This window comes from Pseudomonas sp. B3G-3 (assembly GCF_028640915.1).
In the GTDB taxonomy this organism is placed as follows: Bacteria; Pseudomonadota; Gammaproteobacteria; order Pseudomonadales; family Pseudomonadaceae; genus Aquipseudomonas; species Aquipseudomonas chlororaphis_I.
In genome coordinates this window covers 273,586-299,280 of record NZ_JAQZAB010000107.1, presented here as the reverse complement: position 1 = coordinate 299,280, position 25,695 = coordinate 273,586, and the positions used below count along the sequence as shown (strand labels likewise).

The following is a 25,695-nucleotide window of genomic DNA, read 5'->3' as shown; positions in this document are numbered from 1 at the left end:
TAGTTGGCTCCCCGCTTAAATGTATCGGTGTTGCTGGATGATAAAATCTCGTTTAAATACTTTCGTTGCAAAGGCTGCCAAGCTTGCTCTGTATGTATAGTGTCATGCATATATGACTTTTAGATTTGTGCGGGTGATTGCTAGCTTAACTGCCAAACACCCATTTTTTGTCTAGTCGCCGGATGAGTAGTTTCAACGTCAGTGAATAGTAGTACTTCGTCGCATTACTATGCCCAGCCAGATGGTGCTGAACGAACCAGGCCATATGCTTCCTTCGCCAACACCAAGGTGTTTCCTGCTTCCAGCGATCTGCGATAGCCGCCTGAATAATTTTCGCCTGCCGCAAATGACGCTGCCGCGTTGCGTACGACCCTGTCAGCACCGCAGCCAAGAACAGCTCCATATCGAATGGCTTGCTCATGTACGTCCTCCAATGTACGCAGCGACCACGTCGATCCGACCGTGCCCCAGCTCATAGCTGATTTGCCTCCGGGCATCACGATCAAGGTACCGTAGTACCTGGCAACATTGGCCGCCGATGATAGGCGCGGGGTGTTGGGTGATTTGCTCATAGCGCTCACATGCGTACGCCGCTCGTAGCTCATGGAAGCCTTTGAGGTTGTGTGCATGCAGGATGTCCCGCGCTGGGCGGATGATTTCTTGCAGAAGACTCAGGTAGCTTTCGTGTGTTGCAATCAAGTTGCGGCTACCCACAGGCGACACTTGCAATGCAAACCCAAGCGCGTCGCGAACATGGTCGTCCACCGCAATCCAACGTGGCGCCGAGGCGCCAGCGCGGCCGCCTTTGGTGCCGTCCTGGATGTTGATCCTGCCGAACTCTTTAGCCTCACGACTTAGCCGCGGCAGGTTAGCCAGGATGGCCTCACGCAAGCGCATACCGGTGGCTCGCGCTAACAGAATGATCGCGGCGGCCCGCAGCTGATGATGGCGGCAAAACGTGTCGACTATCTGCTTAACCTGCTCGCGATCCTGGCCTTGCGGAACTGAGTGTCGAACCCCGGTACGCTGCATACCCAACGCCTTGCTCGGGCTGGGCAATTTCACATACTGATCACCGCGAAGCGCCGCCATAGTCCTGTTAACGCTGGATAGCCGATTTTGTGCGGTGCTGACGGCGAGGTCACCGCGCCCAACCACGTCGCGCAGATACGCCGCATAGTCGGCCAATACCTTCCGATCAATCTGCCGCGCATCATTGATACCGGGCCCCTGTTCGGAACGGCACCATTTGACGAATGCCTGCCACCGATCACAGTGCGCTTTGACCGTGCCGTAATGACCGCCGCCGAACATGTCTTTCAGCGCTTGCGGCCCTGCGTAGCTCAATTGCCTGCCATAGCCGAAATTACGACCATCGCGTCTACCCACCAATGCCATGTCGGTCACCTCATCTTCCGTTCTCCGATCCTCACCCCCACGTCATCCCGCCAAGAATGCTGAGTGTTATCAGGGATCAAGGCCCCTGCGACCTGTGGGGATGTCCTCTAACGCGGGACTGGCGGCTCCTTACGACCGGGAGCACGGGCATCTCATGATCTAGCCTCCTGAGCACCGATACCGGTGGGCGGGTGGAGGCTGCGTTGGCTGACGAGACCAGTGCCGCGAGATCCTGAGCCGCGTGGAAGTAGCACTGCGATGACCGGGGCATGCCTGACTGTCAGTCAGGTGCAGTCCATTCCGTGGTCTGCGGCACCATCATCTGCATCGCTGTTGCTGGTGACTTCGGTGTTTGTCACGCCGATTGTCACGAGGGGGAATGCCGCAAAGCCTTGTACGAGTTGGGCTGCAGCAGCGGTAGGAGCGCCCGTCTCTTTCCGGGAGAAAGAGACGGGCGCAGGTTGGCGCACGGGAATGGCCAAGCGGATAGGTTGCTGCAGGGCAGCTATGAAAGGGGATGAGTTGCCGCAGTGGGCACACTGCTAAAAGTAGGCATCCTTCACATCGCTGTGACCGTGCGAGCCGCCGGACGCTAATCGCACTTTGGGAGAACCACCACGGTGTGGCGTAGCCTTAAAGGTTCTGGCTACCTGGGTTGCTGTCAACGACAGCGCTTGCCCGATCTTTTCTACGCCTGTGGGTAACTCGGGTCAAGGCTCGAGTTTTCGGGAGTTCTGCGGCTGTGGATGAAATTATCCACTGGTGGAAATCAGTGGTTTTCCACAGACAGTTGCATGGGCTTTAGATTTTTTAAGTGAGGTCCATCCAAGCAGGGCGGCTTTGCAGCCCTGTTTGGATGGACCCGCGTGGACAAGCGGATCGCTGAGATATGAAGACCGAGCGCTTACTCAGTTGCTCCACGTTTTGCTTTTAGGCGAGTGACGTTCGCTCCGGTCTGGTTCGCGAATTCGTGTGGAGTGACATGCTCCTGCCGGTTGGCCTCCAGATACCGACTCCACCAGTTCATGATCAGCCTCCTCTCTTCGATAAATTCAGCCTTGTGGATATAGGCCGCCCGGACGTTGTTCCTCTCCTTGTGGCTCATCTGCCTTTCAATGGCTGTCTCGGACCACAGCCCTGACTCAATCAGCGCGCTACAGGCCATCGACCGAAACCCATGCCCGCAAATTTCGGCTTTGGTGTCGTAGCCCATCTTTCTGAGCGCGCTGTTCACCGTGTTTTCAGACATGGGTTTCCAGGGCTTAGCATCGCCTGCAAACACCAGGTCGAATTCGCCAGTGAGGGCGTGGATCTGTTCAAGCAGGGCCACGGCTTGCGGCGATAAGGGTACAAGGTGGATGTCCCCGGCCATCTTCGTTCCCCTTGTTGAAAAGGGTACTCCGTCCAACGCGGGTCGAGTGTCCGGTATCTCCCAGATGCTGCGCTTGAGGTCGAACTCGCTCCAGCGGGCGAAGCGCAGTTCGCTGGAGCGTACGAACACATGCAGCGAGAGCATGACCGTCAGCCGGGTAAGTGCGCGGCCTTTGTAGGCGTCGATACGCTCCTGCAATTCAGGCAGGCGCGATAAGGGTAGAGCGGGGCGATGAATCACTCTCGGGGCTTTGATCAAGCCTTCGAGGTCATAGGCAGGGTTTGCGGTGATCTGCCGTGAACGCTTCGCCTCGCGCATGATGCTTTGCAGGTAGTTTTGTACCCTTAAAGCGACGTCAATCGTGCCGCGCTTCTGGATCGCTTCCAGAGGTTGCATCAGGTCATGGGTATCCAGATCGACAATAGAGCGAGCGCCGATCAGCGGGAATACATGGGTTTTGAGGCGGCTCAGAACCGTCTTCGCATGACCCGGTGCCCATTTGGCAGACATCGCTTTGTGCCATTCCAGTGCAGCGCTTTCAAAGGTACGGCCTTTGATTGCAGCCAGCGTCTTGGATTGGTGTTTGGTCTCGATGGGGTCGATGCCTTTCGCCAGCATCCGCTTGACCTCCAGGCGCTTGTTGCGCGCATCGGCGAGGCCGACCACGGGGTAGCTGCCGAACGAGGTCAGTCCTTCGCGGCCATCAGGTTTTACATACCTGAGACGCCAGCCTTTACGGCCATTGGGTTGGACTAGAAGGTAGAGGCCGTCGCCGTCGAAAAGCTTGTAAGCGCGGTCGGTGGGCTTGGCTGAGCGGCAAGCCGAATCGGAGAGTGGAGCAGTGGTGCGCGACATAAGGGTACTCCCCCTTTATCGAATTACCTTACCCCTAACACTACCCCTAAATCGGTTGGAATCCACCAGTTTCTGACGGAAACCGATGGAACGCCAAAACGAAAAAACCCGCCAGAAGGCGGGTTTTTCGGGGGTTCCAGAGATTTTGAAAGCCTTCTATGGAACCTTGTATGGTGCCGGCACCAGGAGTCGAACCCGGGACCTACTGATTACAAGTCAGTTGCTCTACCAACTGAGCTATACCGGCGTGTCAGGGCGACGATTATAGCGATTGGCAAGGTTCTGTAAACCCCTGAAATCTGACTATTTTTGCAGATGTTCCAGCTACCTCGGGATCGACGTTCGCATGGGTGCCCTTGGAGCAGCTCAAGCGGAAAGTGGTGTAGCACTCATTGGAGTCGCGTCATACCGCCGAACTGGCCGGTCAGGGGGCGTTGCCGGGGTCACTGGTTTTTAACCTTGGGGGCGCAGTCGGTCCTTGAGCGTGTACTGGCTGCTGAGTGCGGGCTGTTCGCTGAGTTTGTGCTGATAGGCGCTCAGCTCGGACAGCGGCACATCAAAGCGTTTCAACCATTGATCCGCCGACCACCCGGTAAGACGAACTTCGCCATCATGAGAGCCACCATGAAGGTCGCCGACTGTTTCGTAACGCAACTCCTTGAGCTCATGGTTCAGCAGCACGTAGGCGGGAGGCCGTGGGAAGTCGGCATCGCCTATCACGGATGGTTCGTTTCCGGCCTGGATGATCACGCCGGCACCGTAGTCATAAAAAGCGAAATGGCTGTCAGGCAACCTGGCCTGTAGTGCCTTTAAACCTCCTGCGCTTTCCAGGCGTGGTTTGTTGAGTACGGTCAGCCAGCTCACGGTTTTGATTTTGTTCTTCTGGAACTCGGGCCGGTTGGCCAATAGGGGGGCCAGGCCTGCATCCAGCCCGGGCATGCTCTCGCTCATGTAGGCTTCTGTTGCTTCGTTGCCGTCTCTTTTGGTCACGGACAGGTTTAGCGCATAACCGGCATAGCCCTGTTCCGCTTTCAGACGGGCTGCACAATCGAGGAACAAGCGCAGGAAGTCGAGACGGTGCTCTTCGAAGAAGAGGATCGGGACTGAAAACTCCAGCACGCTGAGGTCATCCCCCATTTTTGCTTCCCAGCCACGCTGGCCGAACAACTCGAAAAACCAGGGACTGGCGTCTACCGCTTCACGGCCACCGGTGTAGTAAAAACTCAGGTGATCGTTTTCTTTCATGGTGGCCAGCATCTCGATCAGGGATCTGGCCTTGTTGTAAGGGGTCAATGCTGAACCTTCAGGCGGTTCTTCTCGCCATAGCCACCTCAACTCAGGCCCTGCCAGGCGCTGGTAGTCGTTGAAGCATCGACCAAGTTCTTCGCGTACCGGAACGGTATGGGCATCCTTGAAATACAAGGTGCCTCGGATGCAGAGCGCTGCTCCAATGTAGTCTTGCCGCCCACCCTTCATCAGTAAATGGCCCGGGATCTCCAGGGCGAAAGGCATTTTTTCCAGCTCGGCGGCTAAGTCGAAAGGTTCACTCATGGTCGGTTCCTTTAAATCACATGGCGCCGGCGGGTACCGGGAATCTCGGGACAGGCGTCTTGCCGCGGCTCAGTAGCCACGCGGCGGCGGCTGCAATCGCTGCGGCCCACCCCAGCTCTTCAGACGGGACTCTAGAAGTTTGCTCTTCCTGGGTGCAGTCGCATTCTCTGGCATCGAGGGTGACCACCTTATTGCTGCCCCCTGCAATTTTCGCGTATTCAGCCGTCTGTTTCGTGTTTGGAGAATCGGGTGGAAACTTCATTTCCACAACCTGTTTGATGTTGTCTTGGGTCGGAGGTTTTCTCGGGTCATTCACGATGACGACGTCTGGTCGGCGAATCATGCCCGTGCCTGCTTCGAATGGTGGGTGATCTGGGTCCTGATCCCAGTATTTCTTGATCCAGCCGGGGATCCAGCTATGAGGGTTGTCGCCACTCTGGCTGTCCATGATCGGAACGGGCGGCTTTTTGGTCATGTCGTAGCTGACTTCCGGCTTCAGCGGGCTTCGCCCCATAAGGATTTTGTCCAGCCCGTTCAGGCGCGCGGCAACGCACTGCTGTTTAAGGTTTTTGCCGTCCACCGCTACGTTAGGTGTTGCCTGGCAGTAACAGGCCGCCGAGCAGAGAACTTTTTTGTCTCCAGGGGCGAGTCTGGGTTTTGTCAGGCCTACATCCGTTGTCTGCCCTGGTGCTGACATGCCGCCGGTCGACAAGGGGTTATCACCACTCATTGATCATCTCCATAGATCAGGTCGAACTTCAGTGTTTCCGGCTGCTCGTTGTTCACCCAGGATGTGTAGCCTTCTGCATCGGTAGTTTGTATCGACTCTCCGCTGCTGGAGCTGATACGCACTTGTTGGCCGGCGATGGCCTTGCCGGTTTCTCTGTCGAACACCCGGAAGCGGCCTTTGAATGGACTTGTGCTCATGCCCTGGATCGGTGCCATGGGGCTGGGGACGAAGGTATCGCCAATGATGATTGTCCCGGAGCCACCGATCACTACGTTGCCATGGGTGCCGAGGCTATCGACCGTTGCTGCGTTTTTCCCGTTTATGAACACTGTCGCCGAGAGGTTTCCGGACAGCTTTCCTCCGCATGCTGAAGGGTCATCCAGGCGAGCGGCCGGTAGTCCGTCGAACAGTACGTCGGGGGAGCCCGAGGCGATTGGATTGGTACCGTGGCCGGGTAGTGGGCAGGCGGTAGGGTCGGTAACGCGAGCTGCAGGTTTCCCGCTCATATCGGGCTCCGTGTCAGGTCGGGCAGAAGGGATTGAGTACGTGGCGAGTTTGGTTTACGCGAAGCAGGGAGCGTAGCGAGGAGAGGTGGGGCCTTGGGATGACTCACGCTGTCCAGATGCTGCGATAGACACCCAGCCTGAGAGCCGTGCCGCGTTTGCTGGCAAAAAGAAGTCATGGTCGTCTCGTCCTTGTGACCGTATGTGCCTGATAACGCCTCGCTGAAACATATCCCTGTTCGAGCTGAGGTAGGCGGAAATACTCGGCCGCCGAGACTGTTTTTGCAAGCCCGCGGGGAACGTGTGAGTCAAGCAGTCACAGCGCAGCATGAGGCTATTGCTTGATTGACGCTCTCAGTGACGTCCGCCGCGCACCAGCACTTTCTTGAGTTTTTCGATGGCGCGCCATGAGCGGCTGTTGCGCAGGGCGTGGAGTTCGGCTTCGGCGCGGTCGGCGCGTTGGCGTTCGGCGATCAGGGCCTGTTCCAGGTCGGTGGCGGGGGCGACGAAGCGGTGGCCGGGGTTGAACTGGAATTCGTCGAGGTTGCATGGCGGGATGTCGAAGGCGCCCTTGAGGTTCAGGTGTTCTTCGGCCAGGTAGAAGGTGTTGATGCCGTCGAACACCAGCGGGTGGTAGCCGGCGCCGGTGACCAGGGTTTCCCAGGCCTGGTCGCGGTTCCACGGGGTTTCGATCAGCAGGATCCACGGTCGCCAGCGGCTGAAGTCCATGCTGCGCAGCACGGTTTCTTCGTGGCCTTCGACGTCGATCTTGAGGAAATGGATCGGGCCGTCGACATGAGCCTCGCAGATATCGCTCAGGGTGCGCGAGCTGACGATCTGGGTCTGTACCGGCATGCCGGCGTCCTTGTGCTGCTGGGCGATGGCGGGGTCGAGGGTGGACAGGCCGGTGTCGGCGATACCGTAGAAGGTCAGGGCCTCGGCGTTGTCGCCGGCTGCGCATTGCAGGTTGGTGTCCCGGGGGCGCTCCTGGCACAGGGCGTCGTAATAGCTGGTTACCGGTTCGACGTTGATCCCGCTCCAGCCACGGTCGTAGAAGGCGCGGGTCACGGAGTCGGCGGTGGGGTGGTTGGCGCCGACGTCGATGTAGAAGCCTTTTTCGACATGTTTGAGCGCGCGCCACAGGCGGATATCTTCGAAATTCTGTGCATAAGAAATGAACATCACTGTCTTTTCCCGTCAGTCACAAAGGTTCTGGCTCGGACGCGCCCGCGAGCGCCTGCGTCTGTATAACAAGCGCCGCCAACCGGCGCAATTTGCTGCCTGCCAGGTGCCGGTTTTCGGCGGTTATGTCCTTTGGTATTAACGCTTATGCACAATCGATGGCGGTTGCACGGCGATTACGGCCGATTTTGTGGATCCGTTCTCAGTTCGCCGCAACTGGCTGTTTTTTCGTTGATTTATTTTTATGAACAAAAAATGACCAGCTGTGGATTAGTGCTGTAGCAGGCACTTTCAGCGGCTTTGTCAGGAATTCATCAACAGAGTTATCCACAGGTTGGATGGGGTGCTGGATCCAAGTTATCCACGTTCCGCCAGCAGCATCAGGTTGCGTGGGGTGAGCGGTGCCGGGCAGAACAGGCCCAGTTGCACGCGGTAACCCTGTTCCTGCAAAAACAGCCCGCGATCGAGTACCAGCCACAGCTCCAAAGGGCGGCGGAACAGGCCCCGCAGCAGCTCCAGGTTGCGGACCTGGGCCAGGCGCTGCCAGCCGGCGGCCTCCAGCGCCGGCCAGTCCTGCGAGCCGACTGTGGATAAGTGCTTGAGGGCCGCCAGGTCGCGGCAGTAGTCGGCGAAGGGTTTGTCCAGCCAGCTGGCGGGCAGCGACGGGGTGGGCAGGTATTCATCGCCCCCGCGCAGCCGGCGTTGCAGCAGGTCGAAGGCCAGGCGCCGGGCCATGGAGCTGTCGCGCTGGCGGCGTACCCGGGCGCCGGCGGTGACGGTCTCGCTCAGGGGCAGGCCGAGGTCGTCGAGGGAGAGTTGCAGCGTCGAGCCCTTGGCCGGGCCGGAAAGCGGCTGGTACTCGGCGTGGTGGATGCGGTTGTAGCAGCAGGGTGCGATGGCCAGTTGGCGACAGCCGCACTCGCTGGCCAGTCGCATCAGGCGCACATGCAGGTCACCACAGGCGTGCAAGGCCACCGGGGTGTGTTCGGCGCTCAGGCGGACAGCGGCATCGGCGGCGAGTACGTCCTGCTGCAGGTGGCTGGCCGGCAGCCGATGGTGTTCGCTCAGTTGCCGGCCGCTGGCGACCAGGGCCGGGTCGTATTCCAGGCAGGTCAGCTGTTGCCCGGGTTGCAGCAGGCGGCGGCCGAGGTGGCCCTTGCCCGAACACCAGTCCAGCCAGTGGCCGGGTGCCTGGGTGAACTCCAGGCAGGCGGCGAAGGCTTCGATCTGTTGCCATTTACGCCCGGGTACGTCGACGTTGAGGCGTTGGCGGGCAGCTGGTACCTGGTGCGTTGGCAGCTCGGCCACGGCGCCTAGCGCGGCGGCAGTCCGCGCCAGATCGGGGAAGGGCGCGGGAGCATCGAGCAACTCGGGGTGGTTATGGCTGGCCTCGGCGTCGTCCAGGCTGCGCTGGCGCAGCCATTGGGCGAGTTCGTGGTGCCGGGCTTCCCAGGGCAGTTGCAGCTCGGTGAAGGGGCGTGGACGCCAGAGCTGTTGATGGTCGAGCAGGAAGCGGTCCAGGGCCTGGAAGCGGGTGAGGAGTTCGGGGCCTTGGAGGATGGAGGGCATGCTGGGCTCGGCGGTGTCTGGGGGGATGGCAATCGCGAGCAAGCTCGCTCCTACAGGTTAGGCCGGTAGGAGCGAACGGTTCAGCGGCCTTGGCACTGCTCGACGCGCAGCCAGCGTTCCAGCAGCTTGAAGCCTTGCACCAGGACATAGGACATCAGCAGGTAGAACACCCCGGCGGCGAAGAAGATCTCTACCGGCAGGTAGGTGCGGGCGATGATGGTGCGGGCCATGCCGGTCAGTTCCAGCAGGGTCACGGTGCTGGCCAGGGCGCTGGCCTTGAGCATCAGGATCACTTCGTTGCTGTAGGCCGGCAGGCCGATGCGCGCGGCCCGGGGCAGGATGATGTAGAACAGCGCCTTGGGCTTGGACATGCCCAGCGCCCGCGCCGCTTCGATCTCGCCCGGCGGGATGGCCTGGATCGCCCCGCGCAGGATCTCGGCGATATAGGCCGCGGTGTGCAGGGTCATGGTGGCGGTGGCGCACCAGAACGGATCGCGCAGGTATGGCCACATCGCGCTGTTACGCACCGCGTCGAACTGCGCCAGGCCGTAGTAGACCAGGAACAGCTGCACCAGCAGTGGCGTGCCGCGGAAGAAGAAAATGTAGGCATAGGGCAGGGCGCGCACGTACCACAGGCGCGACGAGCGGGCGATGCCCAGCGGAATGGCCAGCAGCAGGCCGGCGATGACCGCGATGGCCACCAGCTCCAGGGTCAGCGTGGCGCCCTGGGCCAGCTTGGGCAGCCACTTGATGATCACTTCCCAGTTCATGAAGCACTCCTCGCGAAGCCACGAGCGGCGCGTTTTTCCAGGAAGTGCATGCCGGTCATGGCCAGCACGGTCAGGCCCAGGTACATGAAGGCCGCCACCATATAGAAGGTGAAGGGTTGCTTGGACACGGTCACAGCGATCTGCGAGTGACGCATGATTTCTTCCAGGCCGATCACCGACACCAGCGCGGTGTCCTTCATCAGGATCATGAACAGGTTGCCCAGGCCCGGCAGGGCGATGCGCCACATCTGCGGCATGATCAGCTTGGTGAAGATCCGCCATTTCGACAGGCCCAGGGCCACGCCGGCCTCACGATGGCCCTTGGGGATGGCGAGGATCGCGCCACGGAACACTTCGGTGGCGTAGGCGCCGAAGCACAGGCCGAGGGCGATGACCCCGGCGGCGAAGGCGTTGAGTTCCAGCTCCGGGTTGCCGAAGAACTCACCCAGGGCGCGCATCAGGTTGACGGTGCCGAAGTAGATCAGCAGCACCCAGAGCAGCTCGGGAACGCCGCGCACCAGGGTCGAATAGGTGCCGCCAAGCCATTGCAGCGGCTTGTACGGGGAAGTCTTGGCCAAGGCGCCGAGCAGGCCGAGCACCAGCCCCAGGCACAGCGCCGAAAGAGCCAGCTTGACGGTCATCAGCGCGCCAGCGGCGAGCGCCGGGCCGAATCCGTAGAGATCGATATTCATGGATGGTTATTCAAGTCGCGGCAGGCTTTGCTAAGGACCGGCGCCCTCGGGGGAGGGCGCCAGGCAGGCCAGTCAGTATCAGTAGATGCTGAACGGGAAGTACTTGTCGTTGATCTTCTTGTAGGTGCCGTCGGCCACGATTTCTTTCAGCGCGGCGTTGAGCTTCTCGCGGATCGGATCGTTCTTGCGCACGGCGATGCCGATCTTGTCGCTTTCTTCAACCGGGTCGCCCTTGAACTCGTAAGGCTTGCCCGCTTCGCTTTTCAGCCATTCGTAGTTGACGTACTTGTCGGCCAGGATCGCGTCCAGGCGGCCGGAAGTCAGGTCGAGGAAGGCATTTTCCTGGGTGTCGTAGAGCTTGATGGTGATGTCGTCGCCCAGGTTGTCTTCCAGCCAGGTGCCGGCCAGGGTGGCACGCTGTGCACCGATGATCTTGCCCTTGAGGGAAGCCTTGTCGGTCTTGAAGTCGGCCTTGTCTTTAGGGGCGATGAACTGCAGCTTGTTGGAGTAGTACGGGTCGGTGAAGTCCACCGCCTGCTTGCGCTCGTCGGTGATCGACATCGAGGAGATCAGGAAGTCGAACTTCTTGGCGTTCAGGGCCGGGATGATGCCGTCCCAGTCGGAGGTGACCACTTCGCACTCGACCTTCATCTTGGCGCACAGGGCATCGCCGATGTCTTTGTCGAAGCCGACGACCTGGCCGCTGGCATCCTTGTTGTTGAACGGCGGGTAGGCCGCTTCGATGCCCATCTTCAGTTTGTCGGCGGCCATCGCATTGGCCGAGAACACCAGAGTGGCGGCAGCGGCCAGGAGGAATTTCTTATAGCTCTGCATGCGTGTTGCTCCGTTAGCGGTTGCTGGACATGAATTGTTTGCAGCGCGCCGAAAGCGGGTTCTCGAACACCTGCTGTGGCGATCCTTGCTCTTCCACCAGGCCCTGGTGCAGGAACACCACTTCACTGGAGACCTGACGGGCAAAGCTCATTTCGTGGGTGACCAGCAGCATGGTCCGGCCTTCTTCGGCCAGGGCGCGGATCACGTTGAGCACTTCCTGGACCATTTCCGGGTCCAGTGCCGAGGTCGGCTCGTCGAACAGGATGACTTTGGGCTGCATCGCCAGGGTGCGGGCGATGGCGGCGCGTTGCTGCTGGCCGCCGGAGAGCTGGGCCGGGTAGGCGTGGCGCTTGTCGGCGATGCCGACCTTGGCCAGCAGCGCTTCGGCCACTTCGATGGCTTCGGCCTTGCTCTGGCCGAGCACCCGGCGCGGGGCCTCGATGATGTTGTCGAGCACGCTCATGTGCGGCCAGAGGTTGAAGTTCTGGAACACGAAGCCGATTTCGCTGCGCAGGCGGTTGATCTGCTTGCCGTCGGCGGCGACCAGTTCGCCGTTCTTGGCGGCCTTGAGCTTGAGTTCTTCACCGGCCACCAGGATCTGGCCCTGGTGCGGGTTTTCCAGGAGGTTGATGCAACGCAGGAAGGTGGACTTGCCGGAACCGGAGGAACCCAGGATAGAGATCACATCGCCGTCGCGTGCGGTCAGCGAGACACCCTTGAGTACCTCCAGCGAGCCGTAGCGTTTGTGCAAGTTGCGGATTTCAAGCGCGGGCGTGGCCTCAGCCATGTGCGGTCCTCATGAGTTCATTGCGCTCCTGCTGGTAGCGGCTTTCCTGGCGAGGCGCCAACCTAGCATAGCGTTCGAATGACAGCCAACAGCGCTTCAGGGTGTAAGCAGACGGCGTGTGACAGGTTGTCGCATCGGCACAGCAGACTGTCGCCCCATCAACAACCGAACGCCCGTTTGAACCCTGTTCCCAGCGGGTGTCGCGTAAAAAAAGGCGCGATGGTGCCAGCTTTGGCCGGGTGTTGGAAGGGTAAAACGGCCAAAGGTTGCGTATCCGCCCTCTATTTGTGCGTCGCACACTTTTTGTGTGTGTTTCTGGTGCACTGGTTCGTTCTACAAATGGGTGGTGCGGTAACGTTCTGGCGCAAGGCCATTAATCTCAAGGACTTACGCTCACCCGCCGGTCGCCTTCGCAGGCCGCGCCGGCTGGGAGCCTGTAACATTTTGGCGCAAATCTTGCGTAAGAAATAAAGAACGCCCTGTTGGATTCTTTTTACGAGAAAGAACATCCAGACCGGGTGGACGCTTTCGCTTTCTTCGCAAAGGTAGTTTCAATGAGCAGTACGCAGACCTCCAATGACCTCGAACAGGGGCTCAAACCGCGGCATGTGACCATGCTGTCGATCGCCGGGGTAATCGGCGCCGGGCTGTTCGTCGGTTCCGGCCACGCCATCGCCGAAGCCGGCCCTGCCGTGCTGCTGGCCTATGCGGCCGCGGGCACCCTGGTGGTGCTGGTGATGCGCATGCTGGCCGAAATGGCCGTCGCCTCGCCAGACACGGGTTCCTTCTCGACTTATGCCGACCGTGCCATCGGCCACTGGGCCGGTTTCACCATCGGCTGGCTGTACTGGTGGTTCTGGGTGCTGGTGATTCCGCTGGAGGCCAACGCCGCCGCGACCATCCTGCATGCCTGGTTTCCCGATATCGCGATCTGGGCGTTCACCCTGGTGATCACCTTGCTGCTGACCGCGACCAACCTGTTCAGCGTGAAGAACTACGGTGAGTTCGAGTTCTGGTTCGCCCTGATCAAGGTCGTGGCGATCATCGGCTTCGTGGTGCTCGGCTTGCTGGCGATCTTCGGCCTGCTGCCGACCAGCAATGTCAGCGGCGTCTCGCACCTGTTCGATACCCAGGGCTTTTTGCCCAACGGCATGGGCGCGGTACTCGCCGCCATGCTGACCACCATGTTCTCGTTCATGGGCACCGAGATCGTCACCATCGCCGCCGCCGAGTCGAAGAACCCGGGCCAGCAGATCAGCAAGGCCACCAACTCGGTGATCTGGCGGATCGGCCTGTTCTACCTGGTGTCGATCTTTATCGTCGTGTCGCTGGTGCCATGGAATGACCCGAGCCTGGCCCAGGTCGGTTCCTACCAGACCGTGCTCGATCGCATGGGCATCCCCAACGCCAAGCTGATCGTCGACCTGGTGGTGCTGGTGGCGGTGACCAGTTGCCTGAACTCGGCGCTCTACACCGCCTCGCGCATGCTGTTCTCCCTGGGCAAGCGTGGCGACGCCCCGGCCGCTTCCAAGCGTACCAACAGCAGTGGCACGCCTTACTGGGCGGTGATCCTGTCTACCGCCGCGGCTTTCCTCGCGGTATTCGCTAACTATGTAGCACCAGCCGCGGTGTTCAATTTCCTGCTGGCCAGCTCCGGCGCCATCGCCTTGCTGGTGTACCTGGTGATCGCGGTATCGCAACTGCGCATGCGCCAGAAACGCACCGCGGCCGGCGAGAAGATCGCCTACCGCATGTGGCTGTTCCCGGGCCTGACCTACGCGGTGATCGTGTTCATCGTCGGGGTGCTGACCATCATGTTGTTCCAGGAAGGGCACCGCATGGAAATCATCGCCACCGGCCTGCTGAGCATCATCGTGATCGCGGCGGGCCTGCTGGTGGCCCGTCGACGCAAGCTGGAGAAGCAGGCAGCCGGTGTATTGAGCCGCGCCTGAGTCTTTCCCGCTAAGCAAAAAGGCCGCTGTCAGCGATGACAGCGGCCTTTTTTATGGTCTGTACCGACGCTTTCGCGGGCAAGCCTCGCTCCTACGGATCACCTCCATCTGTAGGAGCGAGGCTTGCCCGCGATGACGATTGAACATTCGACGCAGCAGTGAGGGTCATGCAGCGGCTACAGATGGTGTTGAGCCTTATTTCTGCATCAGCGCTTCCGAGGCGGCCAGGTAAGCGGCCTGGAATTCCGGGCTTTCGATCCAGGCCAGGGCGCCGGCTTCGTCGGTTTCGGTGGACCACTGGCGGTACTCGATCAGGGCGGCAAGGATAAAGTCCATGGCACCTTCCTCGCCTTCCTGCTCGTAGACGATCTCCAGCAGCGGGTCTTCCAGGAACGCCGCGCACATCGCCTGCTGGCTGGTCTTCTCGGCGTCGATCATCTTCTTGAACAGTTCGGTCAGGTCCACCGATTCAAAGTCGATGCGGTCATCATTCGGGTCCAGCTCCACCGGGGTGGCGTTGCGCTGGGTGCGGTTCTGCTTGGCCTTGGTTTTCGCCCGCTGGGCTCTTTTGTGTTGCTTGTTCGCAGATGCCATGGGCGTCGTACCTTTTGCGCAAATAGGAGGGCCGGGCATCGATACTGCGTCCGGCCTGGCTTTGAGGCGGCAGAGGATGCCAGTAAATGCGCCGCCTGGCACGCTCAACGGCTACCGCTGATCAGGCGTCCCGGCGCATCCATGGGCAGCGCCGCATGTTGCAGCCAGGCCAGGGCGATCGGCCACAGGCGGTCCTGGTAATGGCTGCGGAAAAACGCGAAGTGCCCGACTTCCTGCTCACCGATGTCCCGGGGCTCGATGCGCCAATGGCGGCGTTGGCTGGCCGTGAAATAGTCCAGCAGGCGCTCGATGGCCGGCACGGTGCCGTAAGGGTCGTCGCTGATGCTGATGGCCAGCAGCTGCGCCTTGACCCGGGCGAAGGGCAGCGCCGGGTCCCGGCGCGCCAGATGGCGCCCGCTGGGTCGGCGTTGATAGTGTGCGGTGGGCGTGGCCCAGTCGCGCACCACGCCGGCGGGGGTGTCCTCCAGCCAGCCCAGGCGCTTGCCGGGAAAATAGCCATAAATCGCCGTCAGCAGCGGCATCACGACATGCCATTTGCCCAGCATGCGCCAGCGGCTTTCCGGGGCGTAATCGCGCCAGTAGGCGAACTGCGCGCCCACGGTCACCACGCGGCGGATCAACTGCCCGGACGCCCCCAGTCCCGCCGCGCAACCGCCGAAGCTGTGCCCGACCACATCGATGGGCTGGCCGGGGAATTCCCGCTGTGCGCGTTGCAGCATGGCTTCGAAGTCCAGGCTGCCCCAGTCCGACCAGGATGCCTTCAACTTGCGCATCGAGGCCGGCCGCGACTCGCCGATGCCACGGTAGTCGTAGGTGATGACGTCGAAGCCATGGCTGAACAGGTAATCGGCGAACCGCGAGTAGTGCCGGCAGCGCACGGAAGTGGCCGCATTGATGATCACCACCGGGCGTGCCGGGTCCGGTTCGGCATGGCGCCAGGTGAAGCCGCCCAGCATGAAGCCGTCGGCGGCGGGTTCGCGGAAGGCCGTGCCGGGGCTGCTGGTGGTGCTGGCCGGGTGCAGGGACGAAGGCGGGGATTGCACGGTCATCGGCGCGTATTCCTTTGCGGGCGAAAAGGCGTGTCGGCTCTTTTTGGGTGCAAGCATTAATAACCGCCTGGTCCGCGCCCTGGCAACCGGCGGAATCGGCATCGCTGCTAGGTACTTTTGGTTAAAAGCCTCACACCGAATCGATCTAAACGGCCCTAAATCGGGGCGTACACTGACTAACAAGGCCTGCGGGCAAGCCGCCTGACGGGCTTTTCATTCGAGCATCGCTTGCTGAAACGAGGCTGAGCCATTCGAGAGGAAAGGGGAGACCCGGACGCTACCGCGCTGGGGCCGGACTCTTGGCGGTGGCATCCCATTCAGTGGTTCGAGACGAACCGGGAGTGCTCATCATGAAATCCTTTTTTTCGTGTGTCGTAACAGGCGTTCTCGCGGCGTTCCTGTCCCTCGCGCCGTTCAGCGTACAGTCCGCCACCCCCAGCAACGAACCCATCGACCCGGCGGGCGTGCAGCTGGAGCCTCAACAGCAGAACGGCATTACCTATCTGTCCGGCGGTATCGGCCTGGATGAGTCGCGGGCGCTCTTGCAGACCAAGGGGTACAACCTGCACATGACCTTTTCCGTCGGCCCGGAAAACAAATACACCTCGGATGTCGACCTGGCGATCCAGAATCCGCAAGGGCAATCGGTCCTGACCCTGAATCAGGTGGGTCCGATCGTCTTTGTGCAACTGCCGGCCGGCAAGTACCAGGTTGTCGCCACCCGTGGCGGGCGTACCGAGCGCAACACGGTGGATATGAAGGCAGCGGGCATTCGCGACCTCAACCTGCATTGGAATGAAGGTTATTGAGCGAGGAGGAGGGGCGCAGATAAGTGCCAGTTAATCGCAGGCAATAAAAAACCCCTGAATCTTGCGATTCAGGGGTTTCGGTATTAGTGGTGCCCAGAGACGGAATCGAACCGCCGACACGGGGATTTTCAATCCCCTGCTCTACCGACTGAGCTATCTGGGCAACGGGGCGCATTAAACGGGTTTTTCGGGGGGGCGTCAAGCAAGTTTTGAAAAAAAGTTTAATTATTACCGCCGCTTACGTTCCCACCCCGATTTGCGGGCAATTACTCGGACGGCGGCACGTAGCCGTCGGCCTTGGCGTATTCCTCGCCGGAGAAGAACTTGTCCATCTCGCCCTGCAGGTATTTGCGGTCTTCGGCGTTCATCATGTTCAGGCGTTTTTCGTTGATCAGCAGGGTCTGGTGTTTCTGCCAGTCGGCCCAGGCCTTGGCGGACACGTGCTCGAAAATTTCCTGGCCCTTGGCGCCCGGGTACGGAGGACGCTCCAGGCCCGGCAATTGTTCTTTGTACTTGCGGCACATCACGGTGCGGGTCATTGCAACTCTCCTGCGTTCAATACGTCGGCCGCGCGTTTGAGCAGTTTTTTCACCGGGGCGGCAAGGCCCAGACGCGGCGGGGTGGCGAGGTTATACCAGAGCCAGTCGGCCTCGGCCACGTGATGGGCGGATGCCTGGACCTGCACCAGCCAGGGCTCGATGGCCAGCTGGAAGTGACTGAAGGTGTGCACCAGCCCGGGCATTTCCTGTTGTTTGCCCAGCTCCAGCGAGTGCTGCGAAGCCAGGTGTTCCAGGTCCGCCAGGTCGTCCAGCTCTGGCAGGCTCCACAAACCGCCCCACAGGCCGCTGGAGGGCCGGCGGTACAGCAGGATGGCGCCTTCGTGGTTGGCCAGCATCGGCATCAGCGTGCGTTTCTGCGGGACGGCCTTGCGTGGCTTGGGGATCGGGTAGCGGGTTTCCAGGCCCAGCATGTGCGCTTCGCAGCCTCTTTCCAGGGGGCACAGCAGGCAACTGGGTTTACTTCGGGTGCAGAGGGTGGCGCCCAGGTCCATCATCGCCTGGGTGTAGTGGTTCACCCGGGTCTGCGGGGTGAAGCGCTCGGCCGCGGCCCACAGCTGCTTGGCCACCTTGGGTTCGCCGGGATAGCCTTCCTGCGCAGTAAAGCGCGCCAGCACCCGCTTGACGTTGCCGTCGAGGATCGGCGCGCGCAGGCCCATGCTGATGCTGGCGATGGCGCCAGCGGTGGACAGGCCGATGCCCGGCAGCTCGGTGAGTTTTTCCACGTCGCGGGGAAACTCGCCGCCGTACTCGGCGACCACGATCTTCGCGGTCTTTTGCAGGTTGCGCGCGCGGGTGTAGTAACCCAGGCCGGTCCACAGGTGCAGCACTTCGTCTTCCGGCGCGGCGGCCAGGGCCTGGATCGTCGGCAGCGAGGCCATGAACCGGTCGAAGTAGTTGAGCACGGTGCTGACCTGGGTCTGCTGCAACATGATTTCCGAGACCCAGACCCGGTACGGGTTGATCTCCTGCTGCCAGGGCAGGTCATGGCGGCCATGGCGGTCGTACCAGTCCAGTACCGCCGGTGCGAACTGCTCGGCCCTCATCGTTTGAACAGCCCTTTGAGTGCGTTTTTCAGTTCCGGGCTGACCTTGTCGCCGAGTTTTTCATCGAGCTTTTCGCTGATGCGATCGCCGGCCAGCTTGGCTGCGACCTGGCCCAGGCCGTCGCGGTCCAGGCGACAGGCCTTGGCGCCCAGTTCCAGCGGGCCGCGGCAGCGCAGCGGCAGTTCGATGCCGACAAAACGTTCGCCGACCTGGCAGGCCGGGTCCGGCATGTCGCTCTTGTCGCCTTCGACGATGATGCCGACGCGATAATCCATGCCCAGTACGCGCAGGTCGATGTCGCCATTGCCTTTGACGCTCATGCCCGGGATGCGCACTTTCAGGTCCGGGTTGCTGGCCACGCCGTTACGCAGGGTCAGGTTGCCCTTGAGTTCCTGGAACGGTGTGTCCTTGCCCCGTGGCTCGCTGCTCAGGGCCTTGCGGTTTAGCGTGGCGATGCCCTGGCACACTTGCTGTTCAAGGTTGGCATTGAGCAGCACGCCGTTGTTGACGACGAAGCTGGCGTTGCCGTTGAGGCTGTCGACCAGCGCCTTCTGGCTGTTGCCGCTGCTGGTCAGGTTGCTGTCGAGGGTCACCAGGCCCTTGACCGGTGGGGTCTGCCCCTGGCTTTCCAGGATGCGCTCCACCGGTACCCGGTTGATCCTGGTCTGCAGGCTCAGCTGTGGAGTCGGCTGACGCACGTCGAGGTTGCCGTTGGCTTCGAAGCTGCCGTTGTACAGCTCGCCGCGCAGGCCTTCGAGTGTCAGCAGGCCGCCCTGGCTGTTGGCTTTGAGCGTGGCGTTCTGGATCGGCAGCTTGTCCAGGGTCAGCTGGCCGAAGCTCAGGTCGGCGTCCACATCCAGCTTGCTCAGGCGTTCCACCGGCAGCAGGCGCTCGGTGCTCCAGGCGCCCTTGGTTGGCGCGTCCGGCAGCGGCGAGTTGCCGGCCCCGGCGACGGCGCTGGCTTCGCTGCTCTGCACTTCGGCCTTGCGCGCCACCGCGGCGCTGTTGGCCTCGGCGGACTTCGGCGGCAGGTAGCGGTCGACGTCGAAGGTGTCGGCCTTGAGCTGGGCGCGCAGCGATTGCTTGGCCAGGTCTTCGACCGCCAGGCGGCCGCTGAAGCTGCTGTCGTCGAGTTTCAGGTTGATGTTTTCCAGGGCGATGCTGTTCGGCGTGGCGGACAGGCGGCTGACCAGCTCGACCTTGCTCAGGCTGCCTTCGGCCATGGCCGGCAGGGTCTGGCCGACGCTGTCGACGAACTTGGCCAGGTCGAACTGGGCGATGGAGATACCGCCGTTGAGCTGCGGGGTCTTGTCCAGGTCGTGGACCTTGAGCTCGCCGATGGCGCGCAGCTGGTTGAGCGAGAGCTTCAGGCTGTTCCATTCGGCGACGTTGGCGGCCTGGTCCAGCAGCAGCTGGCCCTGGGCGGCGAAGGTCAGGGTCTTGCCTTGCAGCGGATCGCCGGCGGCTTCGCCGGACAGCTTCATGTCTTCGAACTGATAGCGCTTGAGCACGCGGTCGAAGCGCAGCTCGCCCTTCAACTCGGTGCGTACGCGCACGGCCGGCTGGGTGCTGGCGAGGAAGGCGGTGAGCTTGACCGGGGTATTGGTCGCTTCGTGGATCGGGCCGGTGCTCAGCTGGATGCTTTCGGCGGTGAACTGCTTGCCGCTCTGTTCGTCGTTGTATTCCACCCGGGCGTTGTTCACGGTCAGGCTGTCGATATCCAGGCGGATCGGCTGCGCCGGTTTTTCCGGGCTGGCCGGGGTCGCGGCGGTGGTGTCGCCGGTGCTGGTGTCGCCGGTGCTGGTGGCCGGGGTCGCGGCCTGCTTGTCGGCGGGGGCGATCTTGCCGATGTCTTCCCAGTTGCCGTGCCCGTCCTTGTCGCGGGTCAGGCGCAGGTTCAGGCCTTCGACACGCACATCGCTCATCTGCACTTCGCGGCGCAGCAGCGGCAGCACGCGGACCGACAGACCGAGCATCTGCAGGTCGGCGAACGGCTGGGTCGGGTTGGCCAGGGTGGCGACGCCGGCTTCATGCAGTTCGAGGCCGAGCCAGGGGAACAGGCTCCAGCCGATATCGCCATTGAGCGTCAGCTCGATGTGGGCCTTGTCGCGGGCTATCTGGCGAATTTCTTCTTTGTAGTCGTTGGGATCAAACAGGTGAGTCAGGGCGAAGCCGAGAGCCACGATGATCAGTAACAGCCCGAGAAGTACCAGACCCAGGATTTTGCCGAACGCTTTCATGGGCGAGTCCTTGTAGTGTCGAATTCGAATTTAGCCAGGGAGTATAACGCCCCGGGCCTGGCCACTGGTCACTGATCGCTTTGCAGCACATCCAGCGGTATCTGCAGCTTGGCCGCCAGCGCCTGGGCTTCGAGATGCCCAGCGGGGGCCAGCAGGTGCAAGGCGGCGTCATGCCGGGCGGCCATTTTCTGTGCTTCGCTCACCAGTCGCTCGGCCACGCCACGGCGCCGGGTGATCTTGCGCACGCACAACTGGGACAGGTGCCAGACGCCTGGGTGCCGTTGCAGGCGGGCGGCGCCCAGCAGGCGGTCGTTGAAGCGCCCGGCGATCAGGCTGCCGTCGCCCAGGGCGGTTTCGATCAGCTCCTGGTCATCGCGCTGCGGCGCGAACAGCCAGGGCGGGGCATCGCGGTAGATCTTCTGCAGGTCCTGCTGATCCTGATAGCTGGCTTGTTTCAGCGACTCGACAACGATGGGCATGGGGGATCCTGTGCAGGGCGAAGGAATGGCTGGCCATTATCGACAGCAGCGCGCGGGCTGGCGAGGGGCAGGCATCGTGCAGGCTTCTGTAGGAGCGAGGCTTGCCCGCGAAGCGTTCTGCCTGACACACCGCATAACGCCCATCGCCGGCAAGCCTGGCTCCTACAGAAGCGTTATTGCCGTGTTGCGGAGCAGATGATGCGGAAAAGGTGATGGCAGTTTGCTTTTTCTGTCACGAGCAAATGGTAATCTCTCGCAGTTCATCTGCCCTTCTGCGACCAAAAGTCGCACTCTATGGAGCTTCACTCGATAAAACGGCCACGTCTGCGTGCAAAGGTCGTGGGTGGAGAGTGGCCGGCGAATAATTCCAATAATTGGGGGAAACACTCATGAGCACTAGCACCGAGGCGGGCGTCATTGCCGCCCAGCCGGCGTTCTTGTCCAAAGAACGCATCATCGCCAAGCCCGGTTTCAACCGTTGGCTGGTTCCACCGGCCGCTCTGGCCATCCACCTGTGCATCGGCATGGCCTACGGCTTCTCGGTGTTCTGGTTGCCGCTGTCCAAGGCCCTGGGCGTTACCGCTCCGGTGGCCTGTGCCCCGGACATGAGCTTTATCGCTCAGGTCTTTTCGTCCCAGTGTGACTGGCCGATCTCGATGCTCGGCTGGATCTACACCCTGTTCTTCATCTTCCTCGGCTGCTCCGCGGCGGTCTGGGGCGGCTGGCTGGAACACGCCGGCCCGCGCAAGGCCGGTGTGGTGTCGGCGCTGTGCTGGTGCGGCGGCCTGCTGATTTCGGCGCTGGGTATCTATACCCACCAGATCTGGCTGATGTGGCTCGGCTCCGGCGTGATCGGCGGTATCGGCCTGGGCCTGGGCTACATCTCGCCGGTGTCGACCCTGATCAAGTGGTTCCCGGACAAGCGCGGCATGGCCACCGGCATGGCGATCATGGGCTTCGGCGGTGGCGCGATGGTCGGTGCGCCGCTGGCGGCGGCACTGATGAGTCACTTCGCTTCGCCAACCGGTGTTGGCGTCTGGCAGAGCTTCCTGGTGATGGCGGCGATCTACTTCGTGTTCATGATCGGTGGCGCGCTGTCGTACCGCGTGCCGCCGACCGGCTGGAAGCCCGAGGGCTGGACTCCGCCGGCGAAAAAAGCCGCGAACGCGATGATCACCCACCGTCACGTGCATGTGAACGTGGCCTGGAAAACCCCGCAGTTCCGCCTGGTATGGCTGGTGCTGTGCCTGAACGTTTCCGCCGGTATCGGCATCCTCGGCATGGCTTCGCCGCTATTGCAGGAAGTCTTCGCCGGCAAGCTGCTGGGCAACGAGCTGGCCTTCGGTCAGCTGGATGCTTCGCAGCTGGCGTCGATCGCGGCGATCGCCGCCGGCTTCACCGGCCTGCTGAGCCTGTTCAATATCGGTGGTCGTTTCTTCTGGGCCTCGTTCTCCGACTACCTGGGCCGCAAGAACACTTACTTCGTGTTCTTCGCCTTGGGCTTTGCCCTGTATGCGCTGATCCCGAACCTGGGGCATCTGGGCAACGTCGCGCTGTTCGTGGCGGCGTTCTGCATCATCCTGTCGATGTACGGCGGCGGTTTCGCCACGGTTCCGGCCTACCTGGCGGACCTGTTCGGCACCCAGATGGTGGGCGCGATCCACGGTCGTCTGCTCACCGCCTGGGCGGCGGCAGGCGTGCTTGGCCCGGTGCTGGTGAACTACCTGCGTGAGTATCAGTTGAGCATCGGCGTCGAGCGCGCCGCGGCCTACGACATCACCCTGTACATCCTCGCCGGCCTGCTGGTGCTGGGCTTCCTGTGCAACCTGCTGGTGCGTCCGGTGGCCGACAAGTACTTCATGACCGACGCCGAGCTGGCCGCCGAACAGGCGCTGGGCCATGACAAGGGCGCGGACAGCAGCACGGTGCTGGAGTGGAAAGCCTCGTCCGGCAGCGTGCCGCTGGCGGTCGCCGCCTGGCTGGTGGTGGGCATTCCGCTGGCGTGGGGCGTATGGGTCACCCTGCAGAAGACCGCGGTGTTGTTCCACTAAGGCATCGCTGGCAAGGATGTAGCCGCTGCCGAAGGCTGCGATAAGGTCCGCAGGACCTTCAGCGATTTCAGGATCGCCACGGCCAATTCCGGCCGATCGCAGCCTGTGGCAGTGGCTACAGGTTGCATATTGCTTGTCATGACAGGTACAGCCCCGGCTTTATTGGGTTGCGCCCGTCAGGATCTTGTCCTGCGTGTTCCTGTTTAGCCGCCGTCCGGCCTATAATGATCGCCTTTTTCGCCCAATGATTTTGCGGAGCTGGTGATGGCCGAACGTAAGGCGTCCGTCGAGCGCGACACTCTGGAAACCCAGATCAAAGCCTCGATCAACCTGGATGGCACCGGAAAGGCCCGATTCGATATCGGGGTTCCCTTCCTTGAGCACATGCTGGACCAGATCGCCCGTCACGGGCTGATCGACCTGGATATCGAAAGCAAAGGCGACCTGCATATCGACGACCACCACACCGTGGAAGACGTCGGTATCACCCTGGGTCAGGCCTTCACCAAAGCCATCGGCGACAAGAAGGGCATCCGTCGCTACGGCCACGCCTACGTGCCGCTCGATGAAGCGCTGTCGCGCGTGGTGATCGACTTCTCCGGCCGTCCTGGCCTGCAGATGCATGTGCCTTATACCCGCGCCACCGTGGGCGGCTTCGATGTCGACCTGTTCCAGGAATTCTTCCAGGGCTTCGTCAACCACGCCAACGTCACCCTGCACATCGACAACCTGCGTGGGCACAACACCCACCACCAGATCGAAACCGTGTTCAAGGCTTTCGGCCGCGCGCTGCGCATGGCCGTGGAGCTGGATGACCGCATGGCCGGGCAGATGCCTTCGACCAAGGGCGTGCTGTAATGCAGACGGTCGCGGTTATCGATTACGGCATGGGCAACCTGCACTCGGTGGCCAAGGCCCTCGAGCACGTCGGCGCCGGCAAGGTGCTGATCACCAGCGATGCCAATGTGATTCGCGAAGCCGACCGGGTGGTATTCCCCGGCGTCGGCGCGATTCGCGACTGCATGGCGGAGATCCGTCGCTTGGGCTTCGACGCGCTGGTACGTGAAGTCAGCCAGGACCGTCCGTTCCTCGGCATCTGCGTGGGCATGCAAGCCTTGCTCGACCACAGCGAAGAGAACGACGGCGTCGACTGCATCGGCCTGTTCCCCGGCCAGGTGAAGTTCTTCGGCAAAGACCTGCATGAAGACGGCGAACACCTGAAAGTCCCGCACATGGGCTGGAACGAAGTGAAACAGGCGGTGAGCCACCCGCTGTGGCACAACATCCCGGACCTGGCGCGCTTCTACTTTGTGCACAGCTACTACATCGCCGCCGGCAACGCGCGGCAGGTGGTCGGTAGCGGTCACTACGGCGTTGATTTCGCCGCGGCGCTGGCCGAAGGTTCGCGTTTCGCCGTGCAGTTCCACCCGGAGAAAAGCCATACCCATGGCCTGCAATTGCTGCAGAACTTCGCAGCGTGGGACGGTCGCTGGTAAATGGCGGTCAAGAAGGCTAAAGCGCCGATCCTGACCCTCACCCCCGAGCAGGAGAGTGAGGCCAATCACAAGATCCAGCGCTTCATGGAAGATCGCTTCGAGCTCGACCTGGGCTCGTTCGAGGCAGCCGAGATTCTTGAACTGTTTACCCGTGAAATTGCTCCGCACTATTACAACAGGGCGATTTTCGATGTGCAGACCCAGCTCAAAGAGCGGTTCGAAAGCATCGAAAGCGACCTGTGGGCGCTCGAGAAAAGCAGCTGAAAGCTTCGAGCTTCAAGCTGTAAGAGAGAAACATACACACGCATGCTGGCAGCTTGTGGCTTGCAGCTTGCAGCTCTTTTTACGAAGGAAAAAGCATGCTGATTATCCCCGCTATCGATCTCAAAGACGGTGCCTGTGTACGTCTGCGCCAGGGCCGCATGGAAGATTCCACGGTGTTCTCCGATGACCCGGTGAGCATGGCTGCCAAGTGGGTGGAGGGCGGCTGCCGCCGTCTGCATCTGGTCGACCTGAACGGCGCCTTCGAAGGCCAGCCGGTCAACGGTGAAGTGGTCACCGCCATCGCCAAGCGCTACCCGAACCTGCCGATCCAGATCGGTGGCGGCATCCGCTCGCTGGAAACCATCGAGCACTACGTCAAGGCCGGCGTGAGCTACGTGATCATCGGCACCAAGGCGGTGAAGGAGCCGGAGTTCGTCGCCGAAGCCTGCCGCGCCTTCCCGGGCAAGGTGATCGTCGGCCTGGACGCCAAGGACGGCTTCGTCGCCACCGACGGCTGGGCCGAGGTCAGCAGCGTGCAGGTCATCGACCTGGCCAAGCGCTTCGAAGCCGACGGCGTGTCCGCCATCGTTTATACCGACATCGCCAAAGACGGCATGATGCAGGGCTGCAACGTACCCTTCACCGCTGCCCTGGCCGCGGCCACCAAAATCCCGGTGATCGCTTCCGGCGGTATTCACAATCTGGGCGACATCAAGGCCCTGCTGGACGCCAAGGCGCCGGGGATCATCGGCGCCATCACTGGCCGCGCGATTTATGAGGGCACTCTGGATGTGGCTGAGGCTCAGGCCTTTTGTGATGGCTACGCGGCCAGCTCCAAGTCGTAAGCTGTAAGCTGCAAGTTAAGAGCGTGAACGCGATCCGCTCTTTCTTGCA

At 61.5% G+C, this 25,695-nt stretch carries 25 protein-coding genes and 2 tRNA genes; 7 read left to right on the top strand and 20 right to left on the bottom strand.

Going from position 1 to position 25,695, the window contains the following annotated elements; genetic code table 11:
• Positions 1-145: 145 nt before the first annotated feature.
• The 13 genes from PVZ80_RS17140 to PVZ80_RS17080 all read right to left on the bottom strand — a co-directional run bounded on the left by PVZ80_RS17140 (position 146) and on the right by PVZ80_RS17080 (position 12,243).
• Positions 146-421 (bottom strand): hypothetical protein, encoded by a 276-nt coding sequence (locus PVZ80_RS17140; RefSeq protein WP_047576651.1) that lies wholly within the window; start codon positions 419-421, stop codon positions 146-148.
• Positions 418-1,398 (bottom strand): integrase domain-containing protein, encoded by a 981-nt coding sequence (locus PVZ80_RS17135; RefSeq protein WP_273864240.1) that lies wholly within the window; start codon positions 1,396-1,398, stop codon positions 418-420. The genes PVZ80_RS17140 and PVZ80_RS17135 overlap by 4 nt, the downstream gene beginning before the upstream one ends.
• Before the next feature lie 904 nt (positions 1,399-2,302).
• On the bottom strand, positions 2,303-3,625 hold the full coding sequence (locus PVZ80_RS17130) for a tyrosine-type recombinase/integrase (RefSeq protein WP_273864232.1): 1,323 nt from the start codon (positions 3,623-3,625) through the stop codon (positions 2,303-2,305).
• A 171-nt stretch (positions 3,626-3,796) separates the two neighbouring features.
• Positions 3,797-3,872, bottom strand: a tRNA-Thr gene (locus PVZ80_RS17125).
• A 206-nt stretch (positions 3,873-4,078) separates the two neighbouring features.
• Complete coding sequence (locus PVZ80_RS17120; protein WP_038630394.1) at positions 4,079-5,176, bottom strand: type VI immunity family protein; 1,098 nt, start codon at positions 5,174-5,176, stop codon at positions 4,079-4,081.
• A gap of 16 nt (positions 5,177-5,192) precedes the next feature.
• Positions 5,193-5,906 carry a VRR-NUC domain-containing protein gene (locus PVZ80_RS17115; RefSeq protein ID WP_039967602.1) on the bottom strand — a complete coding sequence of 238 codons (714 nt, stop codon included), beginning with the start codon at positions 5,904-5,906 and terminating at the stop codon, positions 5,193-5,195.
• Entirely contained in the window at positions 5,903-6,412 is a 510-nt protein-coding gene (locus PVZ80_RS17110; protein ID WP_096372819.1) for a PAAR domain-containing protein, read from the bottom strand. The genes PVZ80_RS17115 and PVZ80_RS17110 overlap by 4 nt, the downstream gene beginning before the upstream one ends.
• Before the next feature lie 351 nt (positions 6,413-6,763).
• Entirely contained in the window at positions 6,764-7,594 is an 831-nt protein-coding gene (locus PVZ80_RS17105) for an FkbM family methyltransferase (RefSeq protein ID WP_273864231.1), read from the bottom strand.
• Positions 7,595-7,948: 354 nt separating this feature from the next.
• Positions 7,949-9,160 (bottom strand): methyltransferase, encoded by a 1,212-nt coding sequence (locus tag PVZ80_RS17100; protein ID WP_273864230.1) that lies wholly within the window; start codon positions 9,158-9,160, stop codon positions 7,949-7,951.
• Positions 9,161-9,240: 80 nt separating this feature from the next.
• Positions 9,241-9,930: an ABC transporter permease gene (locus PVZ80_RS17095; RefSeq protein ID WP_007922607.1), complete on the bottom strand. Its 690-nt coding sequence runs from the start codon at positions 9,928-9,930 to the stop codon at positions 9,241-9,243.
• Positions 9,927-10,622: an ABC transporter permease gene (locus tag PVZ80_RS17090; protein WP_009046512.1), complete on the bottom strand. Its 696-nt coding sequence runs from the start codon at positions 10,620-10,622 to the stop codon at positions 9,927-9,929. Before PVZ80_RS17090 ends, PVZ80_RS17095 begins: the two co-directional genes overlap by 4 nt.
• A 78-nt stretch (positions 10,623-10,700) precedes the next feature.
• Complete coding sequence (locus PVZ80_RS17085) at positions 10,701-11,456, bottom strand: ABC transporter substrate-binding protein (RefSeq protein WP_009046513.1); 756 nt, start codon at positions 11,454-11,456, stop codon at positions 10,701-10,703.
• Positions 11,457-11,469: 13 nt separating this feature from the next.
• Complete coding sequence (locus tag PVZ80_RS17080) at positions 11,470-12,243, bottom strand: ABC transporter ATP-binding protein (protein ID WP_009046514.1); 774 nt, start codon at positions 12,241-12,243, stop codon at positions 11,470-11,472.
• 554 nt (positions 12,244-12,797) lie between these two features.
• Between PVZ80_RS17080 and gabP the strand changes: the two genes are divergently transcribed.
• Positions 12,798-14,195 carry a GABA permease gene (gene gabP / locus PVZ80_RS17075; RefSeq protein WP_009046515.1) on the top strand — a complete coding sequence of 466 codons (1,398 nt, stop codon included), beginning with the start codon at positions 12,798-12,800 and terminating at the stop codon, positions 14,193-14,195.
• Between the two features lie 195 nt (positions 14,196-14,390).
• On the opposite strand, the gene PVZ80_RS17070 is transcribed toward gabP, so the two are convergent.
• Positions 14,391-14,789: a hypothetical protein gene (locus tag PVZ80_RS17070; protein ID WP_016702600.1), complete on the bottom strand. Its 399-nt coding sequence runs from the start codon at positions 14,787-14,789 to the stop codon at positions 14,391-14,393.
• 104 nt (positions 14,790-14,893) lie between these two features.
• The gene (locus PVZ80_RS17065) at positions 14,894-15,859 is read right to left on the bottom strand and encodes an alpha/beta hydrolase family protein (protein WP_273864229.1); all 966 of its coding nucleotides are present in this window, start codon (positions 15,857-15,859) and stop codon (positions 14,894-14,896) included.
• A 350-nt stretch (positions 15,860-16,209) separates the two neighbouring features.
• Here PVZ80_RS17065 and PVZ80_RS17060 point away from each other — a divergent pair, with 350 nt between their 5' ends.
• Positions 16,210-16,668, top strand: a complete 459-nt coding sequence (locus PVZ80_RS17060; protein WP_009046518.1) for a hypothetical protein — start codon at positions 16,210-16,212, stop codon at positions 16,666-16,668.
• A gap of 87 nt (positions 16,669-16,755) precedes the next feature.
• Here the strand turns inward: PVZ80_RS17060 and PVZ80_RS17055 are convergent.
• From PVZ80_RS17055 to PVZ80_RS17035, 5 genes are all read right to left on the bottom strand, one after another.
• A tRNA-Phe gene (locus PVZ80_RS17055) sits at positions 16,756-16,831 on the bottom strand.
• Positions 16,832-16,934: 103 nt separating this feature from the next.
• Entirely contained in the window at positions 16,935-17,207 is a 273-nt protein-coding gene (locus PVZ80_RS17050) for an oxidative damage protection protein (RefSeq protein WP_007921798.1), read from the bottom strand.
• A complete protein-coding gene (gene mutY, locus PVZ80_RS17045) occupies positions 17,204-18,271 on the bottom strand; it encodes an A/G-specific adenine glycosylase (protein ID WP_273864228.1) in 1,068 nt (355 codons plus the stop codon). Before mutY ends, PVZ80_RS17050 begins: the two co-directional genes overlap by 4 nt.
• Complete coding sequence (locus PVZ80_RS17040; RefSeq protein ID WP_273864227.1) at positions 18,268-20,511, bottom strand: AsmA family protein; 2,244 nt, start codon at positions 20,509-20,511, stop codon at positions 18,268-18,270. The genes mutY and PVZ80_RS17040 overlap by 4 nt, the downstream gene beginning before the upstream one ends.
• A gap of 68 nt (positions 20,512-20,579) precedes the next feature.
• Entirely contained in the window at positions 20,580-20,990 is a 411-nt protein-coding gene (locus PVZ80_RS17035; protein WP_028683804.1) for an acetyl-CoA sensor PanZ family protein, read from the bottom strand.
• Positions 20,991-21,379: 389 nt separating this feature from the next.
• Here PVZ80_RS17035 and PVZ80_RS17030 point away from each other — a divergent pair, with 389 nt between their 5' ends.
• From PVZ80_RS17030 to hisA, 5 genes are all read left to right on the top strand, one after another.
• Complete coding sequence (locus tag PVZ80_RS17030; RefSeq protein WP_041985450.1) at positions 21,380-23,041, top strand: OFA family MFS transporter; 1,662 nt, start codon at positions 21,380-21,382, stop codon at positions 23,039-23,041.
• A gap of 264 nt (positions 23,042-23,305) precedes the next feature.
• Positions 23,306-23,899, top strand: coding sequence for an imidazoleglycerol-phosphate dehydratase HisB (hisB, locus tag PVZ80_RS17025; RefSeq protein ID WP_007921806.1), 594 nt, complete (start codon positions 23,306-23,308; stop codon positions 23,897-23,899).
• On the top strand, positions 23,899-24,537 hold the full coding sequence (gene hisH, locus PVZ80_RS17020; RefSeq protein ID WP_009046523.1) for an imidazole glycerol phosphate synthase subunit HisH: 639 nt from the start codon (positions 23,899-23,901) through the stop codon (positions 24,535-24,537). The genes hisB and hisH overlap by 1 nt, the downstream gene beginning before the upstream one ends.
• Complete coding sequence (locus tag PVZ80_RS17015; RefSeq protein ID WP_009046524.1) at positions 24,538-24,801, top strand: DUF2164 domain-containing protein; 264 nt, start codon at positions 24,538-24,540, stop codon at positions 24,799-24,801. It begins immediately after the preceding gene.
• Between the two features lie 95 nt (positions 24,802-24,896).
• A complete protein-coding gene (hisA, locus tag PVZ80_RS17010; protein WP_009046525.1) occupies positions 24,897-25,646 on the top strand; it encodes a 1-(5-phosphoribosyl)-5-[(5-phosphoribosylamino)methylideneamino]imidazole-4-carboxamide isomerase in 750 nt (249 codons plus the stop codon).
• The last annotated feature ends 49 nt before the right edge of the window (positions 25,647-25,695 follow it).

Coding starts and splice junctions, on each gene's coding strand:
- hisH (WP_009046523.1), top strand. CDS start 23,899: ATGCAGACGGTCGCGGTTATCGATTACGGCATGGGCAACCTGCACTCG.
- PVZ80_RS17085 (WP_009046513.1), bottom strand. CDS start 11,456: ATGCAGAGCTATAAGAAATTCCTCCTGGCCGCTGCCGCCACTCTGGTG.
- mutY (WP_273864228.1), bottom strand. CDS start 18,271: ATGAGGGCCGAGCAGTTCGCACCGGCGGTACTGGACTGGTACGACCGC.
- PVZ80_RS17080 (WP_009046514.1), bottom strand. CDS start 12,243: ATGGCTGAGGCCACGCCCGCGCTTGAAATCCGCAACTTGCACAAACGC.
- PVZ80_RS17135 (WP_273864240.1), bottom strand. CDS start 1,398: ATGGCATTGGTGGGTAGACGCGATGGTCGTAATTTCGGCTATGGCAGG.
- PVZ80_RS17050 (WP_007921798.1), bottom strand. CDS start 17,207: ATGACCCGCACCGTGATGTGCCGCAAGTACAAAGAACAATTGCCGGGC.
- PVZ80_RS17090 (WP_009046512.1), bottom strand. CDS start 10,622: ATGAATATCGATCTCTACGGATTCGGCCCGGCGCTCGCCGCTGGCGCG.
- PVZ80_RS17130 (WP_273864232.1), bottom strand. CDS start 3,625: ATGTCGCGCACCACTGCTCCACTCTCCGATTCGGCTTGCCGCTCAGCC.
- PVZ80_RS17070 (WP_016702600.1), bottom strand. CDS start 14,789: ATGGCATCTGCGAACAAGCAACACAAAAGAGCCCAGCGGGCGAAAACC.
- PVZ80_RS17040 (WP_273864227.1), bottom strand. CDS start 20,511: ATGAAAGCGTTCGGCAAAATCCTGGGTCTGGTACTTCTCGGGCTGTTA.
- hisB (WP_007921806.1), top strand. CDS start 23,306: ATGGCCGAACGTAAGGCGTCCGTCGAGCGCGACACTCTGGAAACCCAG.
- PVZ80_RS17015 (WP_009046524.1), top strand. CDS start 24,538: ATGGCGGTCAAGAAGGCTAAAGCGCCGATCCTGACCCTCACCCCCGAG.
- PVZ80_RS17100 (WP_273864230.1), bottom strand. CDS start 9,160: ATGCCCTCCATCCTCCAAGGCCCCGAACTCCTCACCCGCTTCCAGGCC.
- gabP (WP_009046515.1), top strand. CDS start 12,798: ATGAGCAGTACGCAGACCTCCAATGACCTCGAACAGGGGCTCAAACCG.
- PVZ80_RS17030 (WP_041985450.1), top strand. CDS start 21,380: ATGAGCACTAGCACCGAGGCGGGCGTCATTGCCGCCCAGCCGGCGTTC.
- PVZ80_RS17140 (WP_047576651.1), bottom strand. CDS start 421: ATGAGCAAGCCATTCGATATGGAGCTGTTCTTGGCTGCGGTGCTGACA.
- hisA (WP_009046525.1), top strand. CDS start 24,897: ATGCTGATTATCCCCGCTATCGATCTCAAAGACGGTGCCTGTGTACGT.
- PVZ80_RS17110 (WP_096372819.1), bottom strand. CDS start 6,412: ATGAGCGGGAAACCTGCAGCTCGCGTTACCGACCCTACCGCCTGCCCA.
- PVZ80_RS17115 (WP_039967602.1), bottom strand. CDS start 5,906: ATGAGTGGTGATAACCCCTTGTCGACCGGCGGCATGTCAGCACCAGGG.
- PVZ80_RS17035 (WP_028683804.1), bottom strand. CDS start 20,990: ATGCCCATCGTTGTCGAGTCGCTGAAACAAGCCAGCTATCAGGATCAG.
- PVZ80_RS17120 (WP_038630394.1), bottom strand. CDS start 5,176: ATGAGTGAACCTTTCGACTTAGCCGCCGAGCTGGAAAAAATGCCTTTC.
- PVZ80_RS17065 (WP_273864229.1), bottom strand. CDS start 15,859: ATGACCGTGCAATCCCCGCCTTCGTCCCTGCACCCGGCCAGCACCACC.
- PVZ80_RS17095 (WP_007922607.1), bottom strand. CDS start 9,930: ATGAACTGGGAAGTGATCATCAAGTGGCTGCCCAAGCTGGCCCAGGGC.
- PVZ80_RS17060 (WP_009046518.1), top strand. CDS start 16,210: ATGAAATCCTTTTTTTCGTGTGTCGTAACAGGCGTTCTCGCGGCGTTC.